Consider the following 21,556-nt stretch of genomic DNA (forward strand, 5'->3'; position numbering starts at 1 on the left):
TCCCCTGTGTTTCCGCGTTCCAGGGGGTGAGGAAAGATCGGACGGATGATTCCGGTAAAAGGTGCGATCCCGGGAGATTTTCCAGGAGGCAACAAAAACCCGCGCCTCTGACGGAGGGCGCGGGCCAATCGGGCGGAGTGCGGGAACGAAGAGGTCCCGGACTCGTCGATGATCTTCGCCGTTTAGTACCAGCGTCCACGGCCGTAGAAGCCGCCGCCTAGCAGAATAACGATAAGAACTATGACCAGTATTGTGGTGATATCCATATAGGCCATGCGCCTCCTATGTGCGTGATTGATGCCTGTTCTAAACCGATCGGTCTAACGCAAGCCAAAAAAGCTGAGTATCAATAGTACGATAACTACGGCTCCGACCAGCCAAATAATGCTATTCATAACGGCCTCCCTTTACCTCGAGATGCCATGGCGAAAACTATTGTCAATAGACGCAACGACTGTGCAGCGTTTTTGTTCCAACACGTTGAATTTATAGTGCGGCAGAGTGCCGACAGTCGGTTTCCATGACGGAGCTACCCGACTCTGAGAGGATGCGGGCCAATCAGCACCGTCTGAAGCCGCGCTGGTCATTCCCGGAGCTTGTTCCTCGATCAACGAGAAAGAAGGCGCTCGAGTTTGCTGCTGAGCTCGTCAAAGCTGAACGGTTTGCGAAGGACGGCACGGCTGCTGAAGCCTTCGCGCATGTCGCGACCGCTGTTACCAGTCGAATAGATGAAGGGCACACCGCGCTCGGCAAGCGCGTCGGCCACGGCATTGCTGTCGTCGCCATCCAGATTCATGTCCAGCATGGCGGCATCGAAAACCTGCGCTTCGATCAGGGCGATCGCCTTTTCGATCGTGGCGGCTGAGGTGACGGACTCGCATCCAAGATCGCCCAGCATGTCCTCAATCATCATCAGGACCAGAATTTCATCCTCGACAACGAGGATGCGGCGGCCAGAAAGCAGTTTATCCATCACGAGTTCCCGGTACCGGAATGTTCATCGTGCAGATCAACCCGTCCGGGCGATAGTCGAGTTGCACAGTGCCTTCGAGCTCGTGGGTCAGGCCGCGCTCGATCACGCGCGAACCGAACCCCTTTCGCAACGGCGGCGTAACCTTCGGCCCGTCCTTCTCTTTCCATGACAGGACCAGTCGGCGGCCCTCCGATGCTGGCTCGATCATCGTCCAATCGATCCGGATCGAACCCTTGTCATTGGAAAACGCACCATACTTCACGGCGTTGGTGGCAAGTTCGTTGAACGCGATGCCAAGCGCCAGGGCTGCCCTTGTCGAGAGGCGGATGTTCTCGCCGGAAATCACAAGGCGCTCCGCCCGACCGTCGGTGACGCCGAATGGTTCCAGGGCATCGTGGAGGACATCGAGCAACCCGGCGCTGTGCCAGTTTTCGCGGGTCAGCAGGTTGTGCGACCGGGAAAGCGCAAACAGCCGGGACTCGACGGCCTCGCGGATCACCTTTGGATCGGAATTCGCTCGCGATGCCTGCCAGACGATCGACTGCACCGTTGCAAGCATGTTCTTCACGCGATGGTTCAATTCGTCGATGAGCATCCGCGATTGCGCCTGCTCCTCCTTGTGTCTGGTGAGATCGACGAAGGAGGTAAAATACTGGACGATGGCGCCGCTCCTGTCGCGGACGGGATTGACGAAAAGGGCCGCCCAGAATTCGCTGCGATCCTTGCGCCTGTAAAGGATTTCCGTGCTCGCCTCCGAATTGGCTTCGAACTCCGCCTTGATACGTTTCAGTGCTCCGGCGTCGGCGCCGTCCGCCATCAGGAAATTGAAGGGCTGACCGAGTACCTCTTCCCTGGTGTATCCGGTTAAAGCGAGAAAGGCGTCATTCGCAAAAATGATCGGATTGGCGGGCTCTTTTGCATCGGTGAAAACCATGGCCATTCGTGTTGTCTCGGCGGCAACAACGAACGGGCCAAGGTCGTGCTGAAAGCCCTCGACTTCGGCTTCGGCGTCCTTCTGCTGTTCGGACTTGTCAGGCATCGTGACCATTGATCCCGCCGTTGGTGCAAGCCATTCGACAGCGTAGCTTGCCCAAGGCCTCCGCGCTACAGGTCGACAGACTGGTGGAATGTAATAGAGGCGCAGTTACCAAAAACCCCGCGCGAAGGCGGGGGTCCACATGGATTGAAAAGCCCGCGCCGTCACCAGCGCGGGCTCGTATTTTATCAGTAGGGCGAATTGCACTGCCGACGACGGCCGTAGTTGGGCTGGAACGTGTTGTCCGAAGCGCGATAGCTCCGGTACCGATCGTAGCACCACTCCACATGGGCATCACCGCCGCGATAGACACGGTTCTGGTTGTTGTTGATGATCGCACTGGTGATCAGCGCGCCGGTGGCGAAGGCCGCCAGTGGGAACCAGTAGTCGCCATGACGGCGATAGCCGCGATGGTAGTCACGATAGCCGCGGTGGCCATTCCAGTAGGCGCCATCATTTTGCGCAAAATTTTGCGAAAAATTGCGATTGCGGTTGGCGCTCCGGTGCTTCCTCCACGGCCTGTGGTCGATCGCCTGCACATCAGACGAGGCGGAAGGCGCTTGCGGCTGGGATATCCCGGCAGCGCCGGAAGGCCCGGAAGCGGCGGCCGCGAACGATACTGACAATGTGGCCGCCAGCAAACCCGATACGATCTTGTTCATTTTTCCTCCTTGAAGGGTGGTTGACGTCCCTATGGATTTAAAACGATTTAACCGCATTATGGTTCCCGCCCGCTGGAAGGGCCGCGCCAGCAATATCAGATCGCCTTTCGAAAGTTCGAGGCCAAAAGGAAGCCCACCGGCTTTGACACCGATGGGCTGCGCTTCACGCTGAAGCGGTACTGGAGCGGCGAGTGTATCAGCCGCCGCTGGCGGGTGCAGCCGGGGCCGGTGCGGGTTCGGCAGGCGCCGGTGCTGGTTCGGCAGGCGCGGGTGCCGGCGCGGCAGGCGCCGGTTCAGCCGGAGCGCTTGCAGCCGGAGCGGGTGCAGCCGGAGCGGGTGCGGCAGGCGTTTGGGCCGCAGGCGCATCAACCTTCACGTTGACGTCACCTCCGCCGCCCCCAGGCATGTGGACGATACCCGTGGCAAACAGCAACACGACTATTGCGACGATTGCCACGATGACGGCGATAACTGTGGTGCCACCGCCGCCTCCGCCCGAATTGATAACAGTTGGGCCATCAGCCATAATTTATCTCCTTTTCAGATTACAAAGAATCCAAGCGTTTCAGACGCAAGCCCAAAATAGCGGTGCGACTATCACCGTAAATGCTTCTGCCCAGGAGCTTTCCCAAGAATCGCTCGAAGATAAACGGACGACATCGGCTTCCGTTCCTTGAAGGGACGACTGGCCAAAGAAGTTCCATTGCGAAGGTCTTCCTGAGGGTGCTTCATACAGGCTTTGATGCTAGCTCGACAGGCTTGTCGCCGGGTACCCGGCCGCTCAGCCAAGGATGAGGCCAGCCAGTAGAACCGTAAGGACAAGCGACAGCGGAACGGCAAGAAGACAGGCCGCCTCCAAGGTGTTGGGTTGCCAAGAGTTCATCGGGGCCTCCCGTTTGGTTTCCTTTCCAAACGGGCAGCGCGGCCCGATAGTTCCGAACACTCAGGCGCTCGACGCGGGGAAGCGGCAGCGGATTGGTTCCAGGGGTGGCTGAGCAGGCTCGAATGGCGCGGAAGGCTACGCCGCCCGCGGGATGCGCGAGATGAACGTCGCCCTGGTCACCGATACGCTGGTGCCGTCGGTGTCGCTGATGACCTCGATCTTGGCCTCCAGCTGCTTGACCAGTGCCTCGACGATGGCTGTTCCGAGGCCCACGCTCGGCACTTCGCCGGCCGCCTTGCCCGCGCCGTTGTCCGAGACCGTCAGCTTCCAGTCGCTGCCGTCGGTCTCGTAGGTTACCTGGATCACCGCCTTGGCCTTCTCCCGGGGGAAGGCATATTTGATGGCGTTGAGGACGAGTTCGGTGACGATCAGGCCGAGGCTCACCGCCTTCTGCGAGTCTATCCTGCCGCCTTGCGCCGTGACGTTGACCTTGATCGGCTGGTCCTCACCGACCATCGACGAGGCCAGGCTGCTGCACAATTTCGACAGATAGGAGCCGACGTCGATCTCCTCCATGCCGGCCGAGGTGTGGAGATGACGCTGCACTTCGGCCACCGACAGCACGCGCTGATGGGCGTCCTTCAGGTGCTGGCGGGTTTCCTCGGAGGTGACCGAGCGGGCCTTCAGCAGCAAAATGCTGGCGATGATCTGCAGGCTGTTGGCAACCCTGTGCTCCATCTCGCGCAGCAGCACATCCTTCTGCCGCAGCAGGTCTTCGGTGCGGGCGAGAAGCTCTTCCTTTTCCTTCTCGATGGAACGGCGGGCGGTGATGTCGTTGAAGGCAAGCAGGATGGTGACGGCCGAACTGTGGTCGTAGAGCACCTTTCGCGCGTTGAGCAGCATCGTGCGCTTGCCGATATTGGGAAAATCATGCTCGACCTCGAAGCCGTCCATGGCGGTCTTCTCGGGGATGATCGTCTCCAAAAGCAGGCGCAGTGCCGGAATGTCCCACTGGCCATCGCCCAGCGCATAGAGCAGCGAGCCGTGCGTCTGCTCCGAATCGACCTTGAAGGTCTCATAGAAGGAGCGGCTGGCCGCCAGCACGCGAAACTGTTCGTCGAGCACGAGGAAGGGTTCGACGAGCGTATTGACGATGGCCTGCGCCAGCGTCTGCGCGTCGTCGATATTGGCGATGGGATGAAACAAGGCTTAAAGCCGATCTGGAGGCGTTTTCGCCTCCTCCTAAGGGCCATCTTTACACCGTTGCTGGCTTCGTGTCGCGAATTGAATCGATTCGCCAGTGCCAGCCTGCCTTCTCCCTCTTGGGAGCGAGCAGCCGGATCACGTCATGGCGTTGATGCAGACACCGATCGGTGGCGCCCCTCCACATGTTCCCCCGCCAGGGTTTCGGTCTGATCCTGCTATCGGACCTAAGTCTGAGTGCCGCGCGAAAAGGTCTGCAGTGTCATATCGCCCGGAACCTTGGGGCCCAGTACTCGTTCCCAGAAGCAAGTTTTCAGGAGGAAAAGATGGATGAGAGCGTCGGTCAAGCTCGCTGGCTATTGGCGCCAGTTTTTGGGGTATGTATAATTTTCATGACGATTGGGGTCTTCTTTAGCTGATCTATGAAGATGCGTCTTAAGTATGGGTTAGATGCACCGGTATCTACGCAGTAACGTCCCTTCCTGTGTCGATAGGGTTTGCCCGCGACCCGCCCCGGGTGGCGGGCGAAGCCTTGTGAGGCAGCACTATCCTGTGGAACGCAAACGTTGCGCGCCGACTAAATATGCCCGATCATGACCTTGGCAGGGTGGAGGCATCAAGTGACGACCAGTCGTCGAGACCCGTCGGGCCCCGGGCTGGGGAGCATTCTTTCTGCTGCTACGGCCCCGCGCATGTCATTGCCCACCGTCGCGACTGTCGTGGCGGCGATCGCCGCCCTGTATTTCGGCCGCGAGGTTTTCCTGCCGATCGCCATCGCGCTGCTGCTGACCTTTGCGCTGGCTCCGGTGGTTTCCGCCCTCAAACGAATAGGCGTTCCTCGCACCCCTGCTGTCATCGTCAGTGTGCTCAGCGCATTCGCGGCACTCGCCTTGTTATCCTTCATTGTCGCATCGCAGGTCAGCGAACTGGCGCAGAACATTCCGACCTACCAGACAAACATCCTGACCAAGGTCAGATCCCTTAAGGAGACAGGCGTCGGGGGAGGGATCGTTTCCAGATTGAGCCGCGTGGTCGAGCGCATCGGCCAGGAGATCGAGCGCCAGGAGCCGCAGCTGCCATCCGCGGCCGAGACACCGAAACGCGAACCCTTGCCGGTCGAGATCGTCGCCCGCGAAAGGCCGCTCGAAGTGCTGCAGAACCTGGTCGGCCCGCTGATCAGTCCGCTGGCCTCGGCCGGGCTGATCATCATCGTCGTCATCTTCATGCTGCTGGAGCGGGAGGATTTGCGTGATCGTTTCATACGCCTCGTCGGCTATGGCGATCTGCATCGAACCACCCAGGCGCTTCAGGATGCCGGCAAGCGGGTCGGCCAATATCTGCTGATGCAATTGGTGGTGAATATCGTCTACGCCATACCCATTACCATCGGGCTCTGGATCCTGGGCATTCCCAATGCACTGCTGTGGGGATTGCTGGCGCTGGCGCTGCGCTTCGTTCCCTATATCGGCCCGGTCATCGGCGCGCTGCTGCCGCTGTTCCTGGCGCTGGCGGTGGCGCCCGGCTGGTCGCTGCTGCTATGGACCGCCGGGCTGTTCGTGGTCATGGAGATGCTCACCGGCAATGTAATAGAACCCTGGCTCTATGGCTCGCGCACCGGGCTGTCGCCGCTCGCCATCATCGTCGCGGCGATCTTCTGGACCTGGCTCTGGGGGCCGCTCGGCCTGGTCCTGTCGACGCCGCTCACCGTCTGCCTGGTCGTGCTCGGCCGGCACGTGCCGCAGTTCGAATTCCTCGACGTCCTGTTCGGCAACGAGCCGGTGCTCGAGCCGCATGCCCGGCTTTACCAGCGGCTGCTGGCGGGCGATCCCGATGAAGCCACCGACCATGCCGAGGAAATGCTGGAAGAGAAGTATCTGGTCGACTTCTACGACAAGGTCGCCATTCCCGCCTTGCTGCTTGGCGAGCAGGATCGTGTCCGGGGAGTCATGGACGAGCAGCAGCGGCAGCAGGTGGCGGCCAGCGCGCTGACGCTTGTCGCCAATCTCGACGACAGCGCGCAGGAGGAAGCGGAAGAGGACGATGAGCCGGCCGTGGCCGACGAGACTGCTGCGAACGGGGGCAAGGACGCCGCCGGCGAGGCCGAGGCCGAACTGCCCGACGGCACCGGCATGTCGGTGCTGTGTGCCGGCGGGCGCGGCGAACTCGACGATGCCGCCGCCGCCATGCTGGCGCAGGTGCTGGAAGTCCAGGGCGCGACGGTGTCGAAGGCAAGCTTTGCCGACATGGAGGCCGTAGGCATTCGTCGCCTCGAACTCGACGCCGTCGACAGTGTCGTGGTCGGCTTCCTCAACCGCAATTCCGTCAAGCACGCCCGTTTCCTGGTGCGTCGGCTGAAGCGCGCCAGGCCGGCGCTGCGGGTCGGCATCGTGTTCTGGTCGGAGGCCGGCAACAACGACAGGCAATCCGCAGAAGCGCTGGCCGGCGATCTCAACGCCGATTTCGTCGCCTATGGCATGGTCGACGCCGCCCTCGGAGCGTTGACCGACGCGCCGCCGGTCAAGCTCAAGCTCGCCGCGAAGCGTCGCCTGCGGCGACGCCCGCCCGCCCGCAAGAAGGCGGCGCTTGCGGTAGCCGGCTGAGGCCGCGGCGACGGGGCTGCAGGCCTAGCCGTCGTCGCGCGCGGGCCATTGGATCCGGGCGTCACGGCCAGCAGAAAGCGACCTATTGGAAATTAGGGTACAGCGCCGGCGGATACTGCGATCCGTCCGTAGCCGGCGCCGCCTTTGTGTCGGCAGGCGTGATCCCGCCCGTCGGTGTGTTGTCGAGCGGCGGCCGGCTTTCCTCGATCGCGGGCCCTGTCGTGTCGGTGACTGGCATCTTTGTCTTGGCCTCCACCGTCTGCGACAGTGCAAGCACGACGAAAAGTGCGGATAGTTCGCGTTTCATGAGGTTCCCCTTCCTGTGTCCACGACTCCGGGTGCCGAATTCATTTCTTGAAACCGGCGGCGTCGAGCAGGGCGACCTGCTTTCCGTCGATGTAAAAGCGTATCGAATGCGCTTCGCTGTCGACTTCGATGCGCGTCGGCTGGATGGCAGGCGTCGGCTTGACGTATGTCGCTGCCGCGCGTGAGCTGATCCCCGCAGCTGCTCGCGATGGTCCGGTCGGCCCGAAGGTCAGGAACAGCGCTATTGCGGCGCATCCAGCCGCAGCCGCGAAAAAGGGGATTGTGGGAGAAGCAGTTCGGGACATCGATCCCTTCCTTCCTTGTTGAGGTGCCGTGAAGCTCAGTTTTCGCCGATTGCTCCAACTGAGCGTGTCACGGGTTCGACGAAGGAAGGGATGGCGTGCCTGCCCGCGCAAATGCGAGTTTGATGACGGTCCCCTTTGCCCTCGATCAGCTTATCGCTGGCCGTGGCGCCGAACAGGTCGGATCTGCGGAACTCCGTGGAATTCTTTGGAATTCCAGGAATATTAGCATGTGGAAAAATACGGCGGCAGGAATCGGCCGTGCGTGCTATGCCTGTAGCGGGCATTGAGGGGCAGTCGTATGGCACAGCATATCGCGCAGAAGCTGCGCCTCACGTCTGCGCTGCTCGGGACCGTCAGCCGCAAGGATCTGGCGGCGGCATTCAGGCGCGTCAATCCGGAGACGGCATTCGATCTCGGCCGTGCCGACAAATGGCTTCAGGGCCGCGCGCAGCCGCGCCAGCTCAGCGTCTATGAGGATTGGGCAAAGCTGCTTCGTCTGGAGCAGCCGGGCGCCTGGATCGCAGACAGCGATCTGGCGAGCTTCACGGCGGCCGTCAGCGCCCGCCACGGCATCGACAGGACCGACCTGGAGCGCCGCGCCAGCACGCAGTTCGAAGCGTCGCCCGGGCATGAGGAGCGAAGCCTCGCCGTTGCCCTGGCCGGAACCTACGCCTGTTATTCGCGCGCCCTGTCGCCCTATTATCGCGGCCAGTTGATCAGGGGCACATTGTCGATAGAGGCGGGGCCGGGCTCACACAGCCTGATTGCCGCCTATCGCGAGGTGTTGCCGACCGGGCATCTGCTGGTTGCCGGGCCGGTGACGCCGGCAAAACGCGGTCTCTACGCGCTTTTGAAGGAAACCGGTGGAGAGGCCCATTTCTTCCTCTGCCTGTTCCCGCAATCGCAACCGGGAAGCGTGCTGGGCGGCTACATGTGCGGCGGCGCCATCATCGGCCCGGAGCCGCAGCCGTCCCTGACCAGGATCCTGATCATTCGCCTGCGCGATCCGGCGCCCGAGACATGGGGTGGGTATCTGTCGCCCGACGGGTCGATCGCCGCGGATCTGGCATCGCTTGGCCTGGAGATCGAGCAGCCGGAGGCGGTCGACCGGCAGCTGGCGCAATTTCTCCTCGGAGACAGCAACAATGGCGGCGCCAGCCAGATCCCGCCGACCGAGTTCCGCGCCATCCTCGATGTGTTCGACCGCCATTGGCTGAGCCATGCGGGCTAGGATCGCCCCTTACACCGTCCAGAAATAGCGCACCGTATGAAAGAACACCGGGGCGGCGAAGACCAGGCTGTCGGCGCGGTCCATCATGCCGCCATGGCCTTCGATCAGATGGCCCCAGTCCTTCACGCCCTGGTCGCGCTTGATCGCCGAGGCGACCAGACCGCCGAGAAATCCCATCAGGCAGGCGACGAGGGCGACGGCCGCCGCCTGCAAGGCTGAGAACGGCGTCAGGAAGGAAAGCAGCGCGCCGAGCAGGCTCGATGCCGCCAGCCCGCCGACCAGCCCTTCCCAAGTCTTTGAGGGCGAGACGGCCGGCGACAGCAGGTGCTTTCCGAACAGCTTGCCGAAAATGTACTGCAGCACGTCGCTGCCTTGCACGGTGATGATCAGGAAGGCGATGAGCAGCAGGTTGCGGCCCTCGAAGCCGGGCACGTTGAGCGTCAGCAGCGCCGGCACGTGGCTGACGCAGTAGACCGAGATCATGACCGCCCATTGCTGCGCCGAGACGCGTTCGAGGAAACGCTCGGTGTCGCCGTTGAGCGCGGTGATCGCCGGCATCAGCAGGAAGCAGTAGACCGGGATGAAGATGGTGAAGAGCCCATACCAGGCCGTCCACACCAGCCAGTACTGGAACGGGATGATGAGGCCGAACATGCCGAGCAGCACCCAATGGTCGCTGCGCCGGCTGTGCGTCAGCGTCACGAATTCGCGCAGTGCCGCAAACGAGATCAGCGCGAACAGGATGGTCATTCCGGTGCGGCCGAAGAAGAATGCGACGGTGATCGCCACCACCATCACCCACCAGGCGTTGATGCGCTGGGTGAGGTTGACCAGCGTCGAGGACAGCGGCTTCGGCGCCCGCCACGACAGGATGCCGGCGACGAGGCTGGCCGTGGTCAGCACGCCGACCAGGCCGATCACCAGGATCATGGTTTCATGCATCGGTGGCATCAGTCATCTCGATCCGGGCGGGGGTTGAGCGCAAGCAGCGTCTGGCGGGCGCGCTCGAGAAAGGCGCGCCGGGCCTCGCCGGGCGCGATCGTCACCGCCGGGCCGAAGACGACGCGGCACAGAAGCGGCACCGGCAGGAACTGGCCCTTGGGCAGCACGCGCGACATGTTCTCGATCCAGCACGGGATCAACTCGACCTCGGGCCGCGCCATCGACAGATTGTAGAGGCCGGAGCGGAACGGCAGCAGCTTCTCGTCTGACGTGTTGCGGGTGCCTTCGGGAAACAGGATCAGCGAATGACCCTGGTCGAGCACGGAGAGCATGATCGAGATCGGGTTCTGCGCCTCGTCGGTCCACTGCCGGTGGATCAGCACTGACGACAGCATATCCTCGGCGATGTAGCGGCGCAGCCGCGACTTGCCCCAGTATTCCGCCGCCGCCACCGCATGGGTGCGGGCGCGCACCTTTTCGCTGAGGCAGGCTGATAGCAGGATGAAGTCGCCATGGCTGGCATGGTTGGCGAAGTAGATGCGCTGCCGCTCCGAGGGCTGGCTGCCGTTCCAGATCGGCCGCACCCCGGTCACCACCCAGGCCAGCGCCGACAGGCCAACCGAGGTCACCGTCTGCAGCAGGGTAAATGTGTTGGCGCGGAGGTGGAGCTTGGTCATCGAAGGGCTCATAGGAATGCCGCGACGAGCGACGCCGCCACGAACAGGGCGAAGGCGAGGCGCTGCTTCATCAGCAGGCGGCGCGTGCCCGCCATGCGCTGGTCGAGCGAGTGGCGGCAGGCGTGGGCTTGAGCCGCATGCGCGCCAGCACATCGTCGATCGCCGCGCCGCCGGCTGCTTCATTGTCGTGACTTGCCATCAGCCGGAACAGCAGCGCGTCGAACAGGATGAGCATGGAAAAGGCGAGGGTGGTCAGGGCGCCCACCGCCGCCACGAACCAGGCCGCCGCCGACAGCGGCGTCGCCTGCGGCCCGGCCGCAAGCCCGATGACGGACGTGGCAAGCGCGCAAGCCGCGATCAGCAGCAGCGGCCACGCCGCCTGCACCATCAGCCCGGCGGCAAAGGCGCCGGCTTTGTCCTGATAGGCGCTGCCGCTCATGCCGGAACAATCACGTCAGGTTTGGTGCAGCCCCTCACCATTTCCGGGCGTTTGCGCTGCCCCTCATCCGCCTGCCGGCACCTTCTCCCCGCATAGTGACGGGGAGAAGGGACTGGCTGCGGCCTTGGCGCTACCTCTGCACTATTGATGATTGGCGAAACCGTTGAGGAGAGCTTCCCTCTCCCCGTCACTATACGGGGAGAGGATGCCGGCAGGCAGGTGAGGGGCAGCGCAGACATCAACAATTGCTCGCCTTCCCATAAGGACGCGCCAGCGCTCATCAACGTAAAGCCATTGCCCCGTTCGCTCATGCCGGTTCGTCCACGCTTGCATGAATGTGCACCGGACGGCCGGATGCCGCGAGCACTTTCCGTGCTTGTGCTGCCGTGTGCGTGCGGCCGGTGGCGACCAGCCATTCGGCGACGACGCCGGCGCTGCGCTGGAAGCCGAGCGCGCAGCAGACCAGCACCGTACCGCGCTTGCGTGCCGCCTCGATCGCCGCCACCGCTTCAGTGAGCCTTTGCTCAGGAGCCGGCAGGAGGTCGAGCACGGCAAGACTGATCCAGCGGCAGGAGGTGCCGCGCGGCCGTTCCAGTTCGCCGGCAAGGTCGACGACCGTGCCGAAGCCACTGGCTTCGCCGGCGGTCGGGAAGCGGCCGAGGAAGACGCCGTCGGTGACCGCCACATGCGCCGGCAGTTTTCGTGTCCACGCCCACTGATTGATCCGGGCACCGAGCCGGTATGGCCAGAGCACGATGCGGCTGGCCAGCGGCGCGGTGCCGTCGGCGGCTTTCTGGAACACTTTGGGTCCGGCCCCGGCATAGGCGAAAGCGACAATGGCCAGCGCCAAGGCCGGCCACAACAGGATCAGCGCGACAGGCGAGGCGAAGGCACCGAGAGCAGCACCCGCCAGCGCCAGAGCCGCTCCCAGCGCATAGAACCGCGCCAGCAGCTTGGCCTTCGGGTCGGTAGTCAGGCGAAAGCCGGAAAAGGGCAATTCGCCCTTGGCCGGGAAAAGCCACAGCGCAAAAAAACCGAGCAGCGCGCCGGTCGGGATGTCGATGAAATGGTGCTGCCACGTCGTCAGCACCGAGGCGCCGATCAGGAAACACCAAATGTGCCAGGCGACGCCGGTGATGCCACTCAGTCGCTGCCGCCAGTGGTCCCAGATGATCACCAGCAGCGCGATGTGCAGCGACGGCGCCTGGTTGAACGGCTTGTCGAAGCCGCCGAGCACGGCAAACAGGAAGCCGGGCAGCCCTGCGGTTTCCGGCCGCACGAAGGTCGCCTTCAGCGGGAACAGGATGAAGCAGGTCACCGCGACGGCTTGCGCCGTGAGATAGCGGCCGGCGAGGCGGTCGACACCGTTCTTCGTATCGTTGAGCAGCAGCGACAGGCCGTAAAACAGATTGATCGACCAATAGGGCACGATCGTCCAGGCCATGAACGGGATGTCGCGCTCCCACGCAAAGACGATGCTGCCGACATCGTCGCGCCGCGACGCCAGCCAGTTGGCAAAGCCGTAGGTCGAGTAGAACAGCGGCGCCAGCAGCATTAGCCAAAGTGCGGCCCTGAGCAGGATGGCGCTGAAGCGATCTTTCGGCCGCTCGGCCGTAATGGGGGCAGGGTCTGCGGCAGGCACGGCCATGCTCTAGACGCGCCGCGCGACCGAGACGGTGAAGATGCCCCACTGGTCGATGCGCTGATCGATCTTCTCGAAGCCGGCAGCCGCCACCAGCTGGTCCATCTCGCCCTGCGTGCGCCGCCGCATCACCCAGGCCTGGCCGCCGCGATGCGAGGTCAGGCTGCGCGCGATCATCTCCAGCTGCGGGTGCCAGGGCTGGTTGGTGTAGATCAGCAGGCCGCCGGGCTGCACGGCGCTGGCCAGTCCGCCCAGCGAGCGCGCGATCATGGCATTGTCGGCAAACAGCTCGTAGAGTCCGGAGACGATGGCGAGGTCCGGCGCCGGCTTCAGGGCGGCCAGCATCTTTGCGTCGAAGGCGTCGGCCTTGCGGAAAGAGACGCTGGTCGGCAAATTCCGGTCGGCGATCAGCTTCGAGCCCAGCCCGACATTGATGTCGGAATAATCTTGCAGCCGCACGCTCGCCGGCGGCTCGGCGCATTTGGCGACGGCATCGAGCACATAGCGGCCATGGCCGGCGGCGATGTCGACGATGTGCGCGGGACGGCCAGCCGCCTTCAGCGCAGCGACAGCATTACCGATCAATTCTTCCAGGTGAAGCTTGCGCTGGCGGATGCCGCGCCAGCCGATGGCGTCGAGGAAGGTGCGGTCGATCATGCGGCCGACGAAGCCGATGCCCCGCGCCTCGTTCTCGTAGACATAGTCCAGCGTCGAGCCGGAATCGAAGCCGGTGGCGATGCCTGTCTTCATGCCGGGCGACAGCCAGGCGCCCATGCGGATCGAGGCGCGGCTCATGGCCCAGTAGAGGCCCTTGGGCGACAGCAGCGGCAGCGGCGAGGCAAGGCGGTCGGCCTCGTCGCGCGTGTAGCCGGCGCGGTCGGCAGTGGTGAGGTCGATCTTCTTCTCCGGCGTCGCGAACTGCTTTTCCAGGAACGGCCGGATCAGGTCGAGCGCCATCTTGCGGTCGCGCTCGCCCAGCGTGTCGTGGAAGAAGCCGGGCAGCACATGCCGCTCCTTGGCGGGGCTCGCCAGGTTGACGAAGAACTCGTGCTGCGGCCCGTGCCGTACCACCCAGTCGGCTCCGGAGATCAGGAGCTGCGTCGGCACTATGATGGCGCGGGCATCGGAAACGATGCGCGCGGCATGGGCGTAAAGCTCGACCAGAATGTTGGAGGCGATCGGCCGTGTGATCAGCGGATCGGTTTCGAAGGAGGCGATGCGCTCGGCATCATGTGTGAGCAATTTCGCCTTGACGTAGGAATTGACGAAGAAGCGACCCTTGAGCTTCTGCCAGAGTGCGATGCCTTCCTTGGCGAAGGGCACGTAGAGCTTGACGGAAAAGGCCGGCGAGGCCGCCACCATCGCGCGGATGTCGGGCGCATAGTCATGCACCCAGGCGGCAGTGAGCACAGCGCCGAAGGATTGCGCGATCAGCGCGATGTCGCGCTGGCCAAACCCGTCCCTGCCGATCTCGCGCACGAAACAGTCGATGTCGCGCACAAGTGCGGCGAAGGACGGCGCATAGCCGCGTTCGCCGGCCGAGCGGCCATTGCCGCGCGCGTCCCAGGCGTAGAAGGCGTGGTCGGGCATGGCCAGTTCATCGACCAGATGGGCCATGCGGCCGCCATGCTCGTGGCCGCGATGGAACAGGAGGATGGCGCCCTGGGCGGATTCCCCGACGGCCGGCCAGTAGCGGTAGAAGATCTCGGTGCCGTCATGGCTCTTGAAGGTCCGCTCCTCGGCCACGCGCTTCCCGTCGGCGACAGTGGCGGCGGTGATGTTCTGTTCGTGAAGCATGGCGGTTCCTTCGAGGCTGGTCATCGGTCGCCTCTAAGGCCGCTGCGTATCCGGTTGATGGCGGTCGCAAGCGACAGTGTAGCCATGGCTGGAAACACAAAGGGTGTAAGGACTTGCACCCAAAGCCCGCAGGCGATGAGGAAGCCAATGATGCCGAGCGCCAGGGCCCGGTCGCTCTTGCCGAACGGGCCGGCATAGTTGCGGCCCGTGCCGGCCGCGACGCCGAGCACGCCGGCATATTCCGCGATGATCGCGGCAATCGCAAAGGCGACGACGCCCCAGACAGGGAAGGCGATGGCGAAGGCGAGGATCAACGCCAGATCCGAAACAACGTCGCAGAGTTCGTTGAGATACATGCCGAGCCTGGAGGTTTGCCCATGCTCCCGGGCGAGCATGCCGTCGATGGCGTTCAGCGCCATGCGTGCGAACAGCACCGCCGGCATCAAGAGGAACACCCCGCGATGATCGGCAAACGCGGCGACCGCCGCGCCGGTGGCGATCGAGAGTGCGGCAGCGAGAAGTGTGATCTGGTTGGCGGTGACGCCGGTTCTTGCCAGCCAGTCGGCAAGCGGCCTCAACCTCGCCTGGAAGGCTGGTTTCAACGCATAGAGCGTCGGCATCTGCGATTCCCCAACCCGTGCCTCAATCCGGCGAAGATGATCAATCGGCGGACAAGACGCAAGGGCGAAGGAGTACACCCATATTTTAGCATATGCTTGACAAAGCGAGCGCCACGGGATCACTTTCGCTGATCGCTTCTGGCAGAGGGGATGCCGATGAAAAAGGCCTACAGCAAGCCGACGCTTAGCCGGCGCGAAAAGCTGTCCGTGGTGACGGCAGGCGCGCCCGTTTCAGACGCCAACCCGAAGGCTTGATCCAGGCCAAAGCTTGATCCAGGCTTGAGTTTCCCGCGAGGGAGAGGCTGGCCAGGAGCGGGCGGTACACTTGCAAGTGCCCGCCCGTCCGGCGCCGCCGCCAATGCTGTTGAAACCCCGTCCGTCCCCAACAGCCACGGTTATGGCGTGACCCGTAGCTGTGCGAATATCCATTGGCGGTGCCGCCTGTCAACGCCGCCTGGGTGGGTCTGAAAGAGAGGATTTTCCGTCTTCGGGCAGCCGCCCGGGGCACCGCGCGATCACGCTATTGCTGGCATGAAAAGACCTCTAGAAAGCCGGTTTTCCGGGCTTTTCGCGGTTGCAGGGGACGTTGCGTCAGCCCTGATCTAGGCGCTTGAATCGGTTTACTTTTCGCTGGCCGGGCGCGCTCCGCGCCGGGCTTTTCAACCTGACTTTTTTTGGGTGTATTTTCGTGGCGGCTCTTTCGGCATGCTTCGCCGCCGGGGGAGCTTGCGTTGCCACTGCCGTGAAGCCTCTGCTCTCGCTCGCCGGAAACAGGAATGGCGGGCCGCAGCCCGCCATTTCCAACAGTGTTCCGTGCGACGAGCGTTCAGTTGGCGCCGCCGAGCTTCTTGGTCATGGCGCAGAAGTCGTTGTGCTCCTTGGCGTTTCCCTCGTCGCTGCATGACATGCTGGTACGGTCTTCCTCGCTCATGGCCATCCAGGCCGCCTTGAAATCGGCTTCCGGCTTCATGGTCTTCATGCCGCTATCCGTGAAGTCATCTTCTCCGGGTTGTCGAGCGCGCCGGCCAGCGCCGCGCCGCTCACCATCGAAAGCGCCATCGCGCCCGCGCGATGTTGGGGGAGGCGCAAATAGCAGCCTCTCACGTCACCTAAACGATGCGCGGGGGCAACAGGCAGCCAGCTTAAATGCGGCAACGCCGGCCCGACGGCGGGTGGTCGTCCCCTGAAGATGTGGTGATGAACGAAAATCGAGGCAAATCCTTAGGAAATAGTTAGCGTATTCATGATTGCTTAAATGCGCTATGCGGATGCTTCTGAATATTTTTTTGGACTTTGTCTCCCACTGCCTGCGTCGCGGCGCCGAGGCGGGCGGCAACGTCGCCGTCGTTTTCGCGCTGACTTTGCCGGTCGTCGTCGGCGGGGCAGGTCTCGGCGTGGAGACGTCCTACTGGTACTATTCGAGCCTGAAGCTGCAGGCGACGGCGGACGCCGCCGCCTATGCCGGTGCGCTCGAGAAGATCGCGGGATCCGACATCGCGGCGATCACGACGGCCGCCACCCAGTCGGCCACCTCGAACGGACTAGGCACCGGCACCATCGTCGTCCACACGCCGCCCACCTCGGGGCCGAACACGGCCAACAAGGCGGTCGAGGTGATCCTCAACCGGAACCTTGACCGGATCTTCACCTCGATCTTCGTTCAGGGGCAGGTTCCCGAAAAGGCGAGGGCGGTGGCGCTCATCACCGATGGCGCCTATGCCTGCAACATAGCGCTCAATGCGTCGGCTTCGCAGGCGGTGCTCTTTTCCGGCAACACCAGCCCCAAGCAGACCGGCTGCGTCACCATGTCGAATTCGATCGCCAGCGATGCCATCAAGCTTCAGGGCTCGGCGAGCCTCCAGACTGACTGCCTGATATCGGTTGGCGGCGTTTCGCTTGGCAACACACCCACGATGGTCTGCAAGGCCCCGATTACCCAGGCCTTGCCTGCGGCCGATCCTTACGCCAGCCTGGCGACACCCACGGCCTCGAACCCGTGCAAGAACGTCAACGGCAACAAAACCTCACAAACGCTCCAGGCCGGCACCTACTGCAGCGGCATGGACCTCAAGGGCAACGTCACGCTTTCTCCGGGTGTCTATGTCGTGGAGGGCAGTTTGAAGGTCAACGCCAACGCGGTCGTCGCCGGAACCGGCGTGACCATCTTCATGTCCGGCAGCAACACCGTCAGCATGAACGGCAATGCCACGGTGACGCTGAGCGCGCCGACCTCGGGCGCCTATTCCGGCGTGCTGTTCTACGGCGACAGGACGGGGACCGCGGCGCAGAGCACCTTCAACGGCACCGCGACCTCGCTTTTGACCGGGGCCATCTATTTCCCCAGGCAGCAGGTCAACTATCTCGGCAATTTCTCGGGCATTAATGGCTGCACCCAGGTGGTTGCGGACACGATCCAGTGGTCCGGCAGTACGATCATCAACCAGGACTGCACCAGTCTTGGGATGAAGAATATTCCGGCCGCCCAAGCCGTGCGTATCGTCGAGTAGCGGCATGGGGCCATTCGCGATCCGCTTCCGCAAGAACCGCTCCGGCGCCGCCGCGGTGGAATTCGCGCTCGTGCTGCCGGTGCTGTGCACCGTGCTCTTCGGCATCGCTGACGGCTGGTCCTACGTCACCAGTTCGCTGGCGATGCGGGCCGGCGTGAAGACGGCGGCGAACCTGGTGATGGCCGGCGCCACCGACGACAACGCCATCCAGGCCGCGGCGGTGGCAAGCTGGGAAAAGAAACCGGACGATGCGGCGGTCACGGTTACCCGCAGCTACAAGTGCGGAACGACCGTGGTCACTTCGACGACCACCTGCGCGGGCCCGAAGGTGTCTTCGGTCTTCGTCCAGATCCAGGCGTCGGGCACCTGGGTTCCGCCTTTCACCTTCGGCGTCTTCCCGGGCAACAGCGCGATTTCCCATCAGCAGGTGGTCCGTGTCCGCTAAACAGAGAGCCAGGGCGTTTGCCGGCGATGCCTCGGGCGGCGCCGCTTTCGAATTCGCGTTGATCGCGCCTTTTCTGATCATGCTCCTGTTCGGCATCTTCGCCTTCGGCTGGTCGATGAACAACATGTCCAGCGTGCGCTACGCGCTCGAGGCGTCCGCGCGCTCCCTGCAGCTCAACAATACGATGACCGAGTCCCAGATCCAGGCGATCGCGAAACAGAAGCTTGAGGCGCTCGGCCTGAAGAACGTCAGCGTCACGATCACCACCGACCCGGCGAGCGGCGGCTTCAAGATGGCGCATGTCAACGCCAGCTATGCCTTCGTCATCGACTTTCCCTACTTCGACCAGTACCCCATCAACTACGCGACAACCGTCACCGTGCCGCTGGTTGCCTCGTAGGGGGCGCGAGGCGGCTAGTTTTTGCCGGCTTCAGTCGCCATCGCCGGAAGAAGCCTTGCCACACTCGGCCAACACCTTGCCGATGGCGGCGCTCGAGCCGCGAAGCGGAAAGCTGTTCTCGCCATGTTTGTCCGAGGCGACGGCCACTTCGCCCTTGGCGCGCAACAGGGCCAGCAGCGGGTCGGCGCTGTCCATCTGCACGGTGAAGTAATTGTACATTGCCTCGAGTTCGAGCGTCTTGATCACGGCCGTGCCGCCGGCCCCTGAACACGAACGAAGCGCTGATGCCGGGTTCCAGCTGCTGGCCGGTGGGGCCTAGATCGTAGCTCAGCGTCGGCTTGCCAAAACAGGTCAGCATCAGATGCGCATCGGCCTTCGGTCCGCCGCACACCGAGGCCGTCAGCACACTGCCGCCCTCGTCTTCCTCCATCTTCGCCGTCCAGCCGCAAGGTGCCGCAAACGCCGGCAGGGTGGCCACGACGGAGCCAGCCACGATAAGTATCGCCAATCCGCTTCGCATGATCCCCCTCCCAAGCCATCGAGGCTCTGCAGGCATTAGGGACCATACAGAATAACTGATGGCGTGGCATTACTTGCAAGGAGATTGGCGAAAGCGGCGAAGCGCTCAATCTCCCCCATGAGGGGGGAGATCACTCGCTCCTCTGCCTTCGCCACCTCATGGACTTCGCCGGAATACAACCCATATTGAATCCATGGAGCTTTGAGCGTGACCTTCGCGCGGGTGGCCCTTCTTGCCGCGGCTTTCGTCGCCGCCGCAGTCCTTTCTCCCTTGCCATCGGCCGGGAGCGGGAAAGTCGCGCTGAGCGTCGCGATCGACGGTGCCATTGGGCCGGCAAGCACAAGGCAGCTCGAGGAAGCGCTTGATGTCGCCGCCAGGCGGGACGCCGAAGTCCTTATCCTTCAGCTCAACACACCTGGCGGGCTGGTCACTTCGATGCGCGAGATGATCGCCGACATCCTGGCTTCGCCGGTGCCCGTCATCGGCTATGTCGCGCCGGCGGGCGGCCATGCGGCGAGTGCCGGCACCTATATCCTCTATGCCACCCATGTGGCGGCGATGGCGCCCGGAACCAATCTGGGTGCCGCGACACCGGTAGAGATGGGCGGGCTGCCGTCGCTGCCGGGCGGCGACAAAGAGAAGGACGACAAGAGCACCGGGCCGCCGGCCGCCGACGCGATGACGACCAAGGTGACCAATGACGCGGTTGCCCTGATCCGCTCGCTCGCCGAACTGCGGGGGCGCAATGGCGACTGGGGCGAAAAGGCTGTGCGCGAAGCGGCCAGCCTGTCGGCCAACGGAGCATTGCAGGAGCGTGTCATCGACTTCGTCGCCCGCGATACGACCGAGCTGCTGCAACTGTCGGATGGGCGCACCGTCGAGGCGGCCGGCGCCAAAAAAACACTGGCGACGAAAGGGCTGCCGGTCGAGACGCTGGAGCCCGGCTGGTTCATCCGGCTTCTCTCCGTCATCACCGACCCGAATGTCGCCGTCATCCTGATGCTGGTCGGCATCTACGGCATCGTCTTCGAGTTCACCAGCCCCGGCGCGGTGGCGCCCGGCGTGGTCGGCACCATCTGCCTCGTGCTCGGGCTCTACGCGCTCAATCTCCTGCCGATCAACTATGCCGGCCTTGCCCTGATGCTGCTCGGCATTGCCTTCCTTGCCGTCGAGGCCTTCAACCCCACCGTGGTGCTTGGGCTGGGTGGCGTGAGCGCCTTTCTGCTTGGCGCCGCCATGCTGCTCAAGGTCGAGGGTCCCGGCTTCGAGATGTCATGGGCGGTCATCGGCGCCGCCGCCGCCCTGACGCTTGGCCTGGCGCTGCTCACCGGCAGCTATCTGTGGGCGGCGCGCCGGAGCCTGCCGCGTGTCGGCGGCGAGGCCATGCGCGGCCAGCCCGCTAAGATCCTCGACTGGCAAGGCGGCGAGGGCCATGTGCTGGCTTTAGGAGAGCGCTGGCGGGCGAAGGCTGACGAACACGTCGCACCCGGCGACAGCGTCGAGGTGATCGGTGTCAGCGACCTCGTGTTGACGGTGCGGCGCCGCGATGCGGGACAGAATGGAGCAAGACAATGATGGTTGGTTATGTGGCCTATCTGGTACTCGCTCTGGTCGTGGTCATGTTCCTGTCCGCGGCCATCCGCATTCTCAGGGAGTATGAGCGCGGCGTGGTCTTCACGCTCGGCCGCTTCACCGGGGTCAAGGGGCCTGGCCTCATCATCCTCGTTCCCTTCATCCAGCAGATGGTGCGGGTCGACCTGCGTGTCGTGGTCCAGGACGTGCCGCCTCAGGATGTCATCTCGCGCGACAATGTTTCGGTGAAGGTCAACGCCGTGCTCTATTTCCGCATCGTCGATGCCGAGCGGGCGATCATCCAGGTCGAGGACTTCATGGCCGCGACCAACCAGCTGGCGCAGACCACGCTGCGCTCTGTGCTCGGCAAGCACGAGCTCGACGAGATGCTGGCCGAGCGCGACAAGCTCAACAACGACGTCCAGGAGATCCTCGACCAGCGCACCGATGCCTGGGGCATCAAGGTCTCAAATGTCGAGATCAAGCATGTCGACCTGAACGAGAGCATGGTCCGCGCCATCGCCAAGCAGGCCGAGGCCGAGCGGCTGCGCCGCGCCAAGGTGATCAATGCCGATGGCGAGCAGCAGGCGGCGGCAAAGCTGGTCGAGGCTGGCCGGATGCTGGCGGCCGAGCCGCAAGCCATGCAACTGCGCTATTTCGAAGCCCTGCACGACATTGCCGGCGAGCGCTCGTCCACGGTGGTGTTCCCGCTGCCGGTGGACCTGCTCAGCCTATTCCTGAAGCAGGGTGGGGCAAAGTAGTGAAGATTGGGGAAGGCCAAGACGGCAGCCGATCT

The 21,556-nt window shown here is 63.5% G+C and carries 20 protein-coding genes and 1 pseudogene; 7 read left to right on the forward strand and 14 right to left on the reverse strand.

From position 1 onward, the window contains the following. Nucleotides 1-607: 607 nt before the first annotated feature. The 4 genes from DH08_RS23430 to DH08_RS23445 all read right to left on the reverse strand — a co-directional run bounded on the left by DH08_RS23430 (nt 608) and on the right by DH08_RS23445 (nt 4,760). Nucleotides 608-973 carry a response regulator gene (locus DH08_RS23430; RefSeq protein ID WP_192181536.1) on the reverse strand — a complete coding sequence of 122 codons (366 nt, stop codon included), beginning with the start codon at nt 971-973 and terminating at the stop codon, nt 608-610. Next, on the reverse strand, nt 966-2,021 hold the full coding sequence (locus DH08_RS23435; protein WP_192181537.1) for an HWE histidine kinase domain-containing protein: 1,056 nt from the start codon (nt 2,019-2,021) through the stop codon (nt 966-968). Before DH08_RS23435 ends, DH08_RS23430 begins: the two co-directional genes overlap by 8 nt. A 176-nt stretch (nt 2,022-2,197) precedes the next feature. Further along, on the reverse strand, nt 2,198-2,671 hold the full coding sequence (locus tag DH08_RS23440; RefSeq protein ID WP_192181538.1) for a BA14K family protein: 474 nt from the start codon (nt 2,669-2,671) through the stop codon (nt 2,198-2,200). Between the two features lie 1,018 nt (nt 2,672-3,689). Further along, nucleotides 3,690-4,760: a sensor histidine kinase gene (locus DH08_RS23445; protein ID WP_192181539.1), complete on the reverse strand. Its 1,071-nt coding sequence runs from the start codon at nt 4,758-4,760 to the stop codon at nt 3,690-3,692. Nucleotides 4,761-5,449: 689 nt separating this feature from the next. Here DH08_RS23445 and DH08_RS23450 point away from each other — a divergent pair. Further along, a complete protein-coding gene (locus DH08_RS23450; RefSeq protein WP_246800970.1) occupies nt 5,450-7,357 on the forward strand; it encodes an AI-2E family transporter in 1,908 nt (635 codons plus the stop codon). Between the two features lie 82 nt (nt 7,358-7,439). Here the strand turns inward: DH08_RS23450 and DH08_RS23455 are convergent, their stop codons facing one another. Both DH08_RS23455 and DH08_RS23460 read right to left on the reverse strand, forming a co-directional pair. After that, nucleotides 7,440-7,664, reverse strand: coding sequence for a hypothetical protein (locus tag DH08_RS23455; RefSeq protein ID WP_192181541.1), 225 nt, complete (start codon nt 7,662-7,664; stop codon nt 7,440-7,442). A 40-nt stretch (nt 7,665-7,704) separates the two neighbouring features. Further along, nucleotides 7,705-7,968, reverse strand: a complete 264-nt coding sequence (locus DH08_RS23460) for a hypothetical protein (RefSeq protein ID WP_210328845.1) — start codon at nt 7,966-7,968, stop codon at nt 7,705-7,707. 298 nt (nt 7,969-8,266) lie between these two features. Between DH08_RS23460 and DH08_RS23465 the strand changes: the two genes are divergently transcribed. Next, a complete protein-coding gene (locus DH08_RS23465; RefSeq protein ID WP_192181542.1) occupies nt 8,267-9,199 on the forward strand; it encodes a hypothetical protein in 933 nt (310 codons plus the stop codon). A 9-nt stretch (nt 9,200-9,208) separates the two neighbouring features. Here the strand turns inward: DH08_RS23465 and DH08_RS23470 are convergent, their stop codons facing one another. From DH08_RS23470 to DH08_RS23500, 7 genes and pseudogenes are all read right to left on the reverse strand, one after another. Then, nucleotides 9,209-10,141, reverse strand: coding sequence for a phosphatidate cytidylyltransferase (locus tag DH08_RS23470; protein WP_192181640.1), 933 nt, complete (start codon nt 10,139-10,141; stop codon nt 9,209-9,211). An 8-nt stretch (nt 10,142-10,149) separates the two neighbouring features. Next, nucleotides 10,150-10,818: a lysophospholipid acyltransferase family protein gene (locus DH08_RS23475; RefSeq protein ID WP_246800971.1), complete on the reverse strand. Its 669-nt coding sequence runs from the start codon at nt 10,816-10,818 to the stop codon at nt 10,150-10,152. Between the two features lie 70 nt (nt 10,819-10,888). Continuing rightward, nucleotides 10,889-11,257 carry a hypothetical protein gene (locus tag DH08_RS23480; protein WP_246800972.1) on the reverse strand — a complete coding sequence of 123 codons (369 nt, stop codon included), beginning with the start codon at nt 11,255-11,257 and terminating at the stop codon, nt 10,889-10,891. Nucleotides 11,258-11,564: 307 nt separating this feature from the next. Then, on the reverse strand, nt 11,565-12,905 hold the full coding sequence (locus tag DH08_RS23485; protein ID WP_192181544.1) for a phosphatase PAP2/dual specificity phosphatase family protein: 1,341 nt from the start codon (nt 12,903-12,905) through the stop codon (nt 11,565-11,567). A 3-nt stretch (nt 12,906-12,908) separates the two neighbouring features. Beyond that, entirely contained in the window at nt 12,909-14,696 is a 1,788-nt protein-coding gene (locus DH08_RS23490) for a bifunctional alpha/beta hydrolase/class I SAM-dependent methyltransferase (RefSeq protein WP_428339029.1), read from the reverse strand. A gap of 20 nt (nt 14,697-14,716) precedes the next feature. Next, nucleotides 14,717-15,316, reverse strand: coding sequence for a CDP-alcohol phosphatidyltransferase family protein (locus DH08_RS23495; RefSeq protein WP_192181546.1), 600 nt, complete (start codon nt 15,314-15,316; stop codon nt 14,717-14,719). Nucleotides 15,317-16,142: 826 nt separating this feature from the next. Next, nucleotides 16,143-16,375: pseudogene (locus DH08_RS23500) on the reverse strand (hypothetical protein). 227 nt (nt 16,376-16,602) lie between these two features. Between DH08_RS23500 and DH08_RS23505 the strand changes: the two are divergent. From DH08_RS23505 to DH08_RS23515, 3 genes are read left to right on the forward strand one after another with little or no spacing between them, the layout of a single operon-like run. Beyond that, entirely contained in the window at nt 16,603-17,823 is a 1,221-nt protein-coding gene (locus DH08_RS23505; RefSeq protein WP_192181547.1) for a pilus assembly protein TadG-related protein, read from the forward strand. A gap of 4 nt (nt 17,824-17,827) precedes the next feature. Further along, nucleotides 17,828-18,268, forward strand: coding sequence for a TadE/TadG family type IV pilus assembly protein (locus DH08_RS23510; protein ID WP_192181548.1), 441 nt, complete (start codon nt 17,828-17,830; stop codon nt 18,266-18,268). Beyond that, the gene (locus tag DH08_RS23515; protein ID WP_192181549.1) at nt 18,258-18,668 is read left to right on the forward strand and encodes a TadE/TadG family type IV pilus assembly protein; all 411 of its coding nucleotides are present in this window, start codon (nt 18,258-18,260) and stop codon (nt 18,666-18,668) included. Before DH08_RS23510 ends, DH08_RS23515 begins: the two co-directional genes overlap by 11 nt. 30 nt (nt 18,669-18,698) lie before the next feature. On the opposite strand, the gene DH08_RS36560 is transcribed toward DH08_RS23515, so the two are convergent. Further along, nucleotides 18,699-18,914, reverse strand: a complete 216-nt coding sequence (locus DH08_RS36560) for a hypothetical protein (protein WP_246800973.1) — start codon at nt 18,912-18,914, stop codon at nt 18,699-18,701. Between the two features lie 481 nt (nt 18,915-19,395). On the opposite strand from DH08_RS36560, the gene DH08_RS23525 reads away from it, so the two are divergent. After that, nucleotides 19,396-20,763: an NfeD family protein gene (locus DH08_RS23525; RefSeq protein WP_192181550.1), complete on the forward strand. Its 1,368-nt coding sequence runs from the start codon at nt 19,396-19,398 to the stop codon at nt 20,761-20,763. After that, nucleotides 20,760-21,521: a slipin family protein gene (locus tag DH08_RS23530; RefSeq protein WP_192181551.1), complete on the forward strand. Its 762-nt coding sequence runs from the start codon at nt 20,760-20,762 to the stop codon at nt 21,519-21,521. Before DH08_RS23525 ends, DH08_RS23530 begins: the two co-directional genes overlap by 4 nt. Nucleotides 21,522-21,556 lie beyond the last annotated feature (35 nt).

The sequence above is a fragment of the Mesorhizobium amorphae genome (assembly GCF_014843845.1).
In the GTDB taxonomy this organism is placed as follows: Bacteria; Pseudomonadota; Alphaproteobacteria; order Rhizobiales; family Rhizobiaceae; genus Mesorhizobium; species Mesorhizobium amorphae_A.

Coding starts and splice junctions, on each gene's coding strand:
- DH08_RS23430 (WP_192181536.1), bottom strand. CDS start 973: ATGGATAAACTGCTTTCTGGCCGCCGCATCCTCGTTGTCGAGGATGAA.
- DH08_RS23435 (WP_192181537.1), bottom strand. CDS start 2,021: ATGGTCACGATGCCTGACAAGTCCGAACAGCAGAAGGACGCCGAAGCC.
- DH08_RS23440 (WP_192181538.1), bottom strand. CDS start 2,671: ATGAACAAGATCGTATCGGGTTTGCTGGCGGCCACATTGTCAGTATCG.
- DH08_RS23450 (WP_246800970.1), top strand. CDS start 5,450: ATGTCATTGCCCACCGTCGCGACTGTCGTGGCGGCGATCGCCGCCCTG.
- DH08_RS23455 (WP_192181541.1), bottom strand. CDS start 7,664: ATGAAACGCGAACTATCCGCACTTTTCGTCGTGCTTGCACTGTCGCAG.
- DH08_RS23460 (WP_210328845.1), bottom strand. CDS start 7,968: ATGTCCCGAACTGCTTCTCCCACAATCCCCTTTTTCGCGGCTGCGGCT.
- DH08_RS23465 (WP_192181542.1), top strand. CDS start 8,267: ATGGCACAGCATATCGCGCAGAAGCTGCGCCTCACGTCTGCGCTGCTC.
- DH08_RS23470 (WP_192181640.1), bottom strand. CDS start 10,141: ATGCATGAAACCATGATCCTGGTGATCGGCCTGGTCGGCGTGCTGACC.
- DH08_RS23475 (WP_246800971.1), bottom strand. CDS start 10,818: ATGACCAAGCTCCACCTCCGCGCCAACACATTTACCCTGCTGCAGACG.
- DH08_RS23480 (WP_246800972.1), bottom strand. CDS start 11,257: ATGAGCGGCAGCGCCTATCAGGACAAAGCCGGCGCCTTTGCCGCCGGG.
- DH08_RS23485 (WP_192181544.1), bottom strand. CDS start 12,905: ATGGCCGTGCCTGCCGCAGACCCTGCCCCCATTACGGCCGAGCGGCCG.
- DH08_RS23490 (WP_428339029.1), bottom strand. CDS start 14,696: ATGCTTCACGAACAGAACATCACCGCCGCCACTGTCGCCGACGGGAAG.
- DH08_RS23495 (WP_192181546.1), bottom strand. CDS start 15,316: ATGCCGACGCTCTATGCGTTGAAACCAGCCTTCCAGGCGAGGTTGAGG.
- DH08_RS23510 (WP_192181548.1), top strand. CDS start 17,828: ATGGGGCCATTCGCGATCCGCTTCCGCAAGAACCGCTCCGGCGCCGCC.
- DH08_RS23530 (WP_192181551.1), top strand. CDS start 20,760: ATGATGGTTGGTTATGTGGCCTATCTGGTACTCGCTCTGGTCGTGGTC.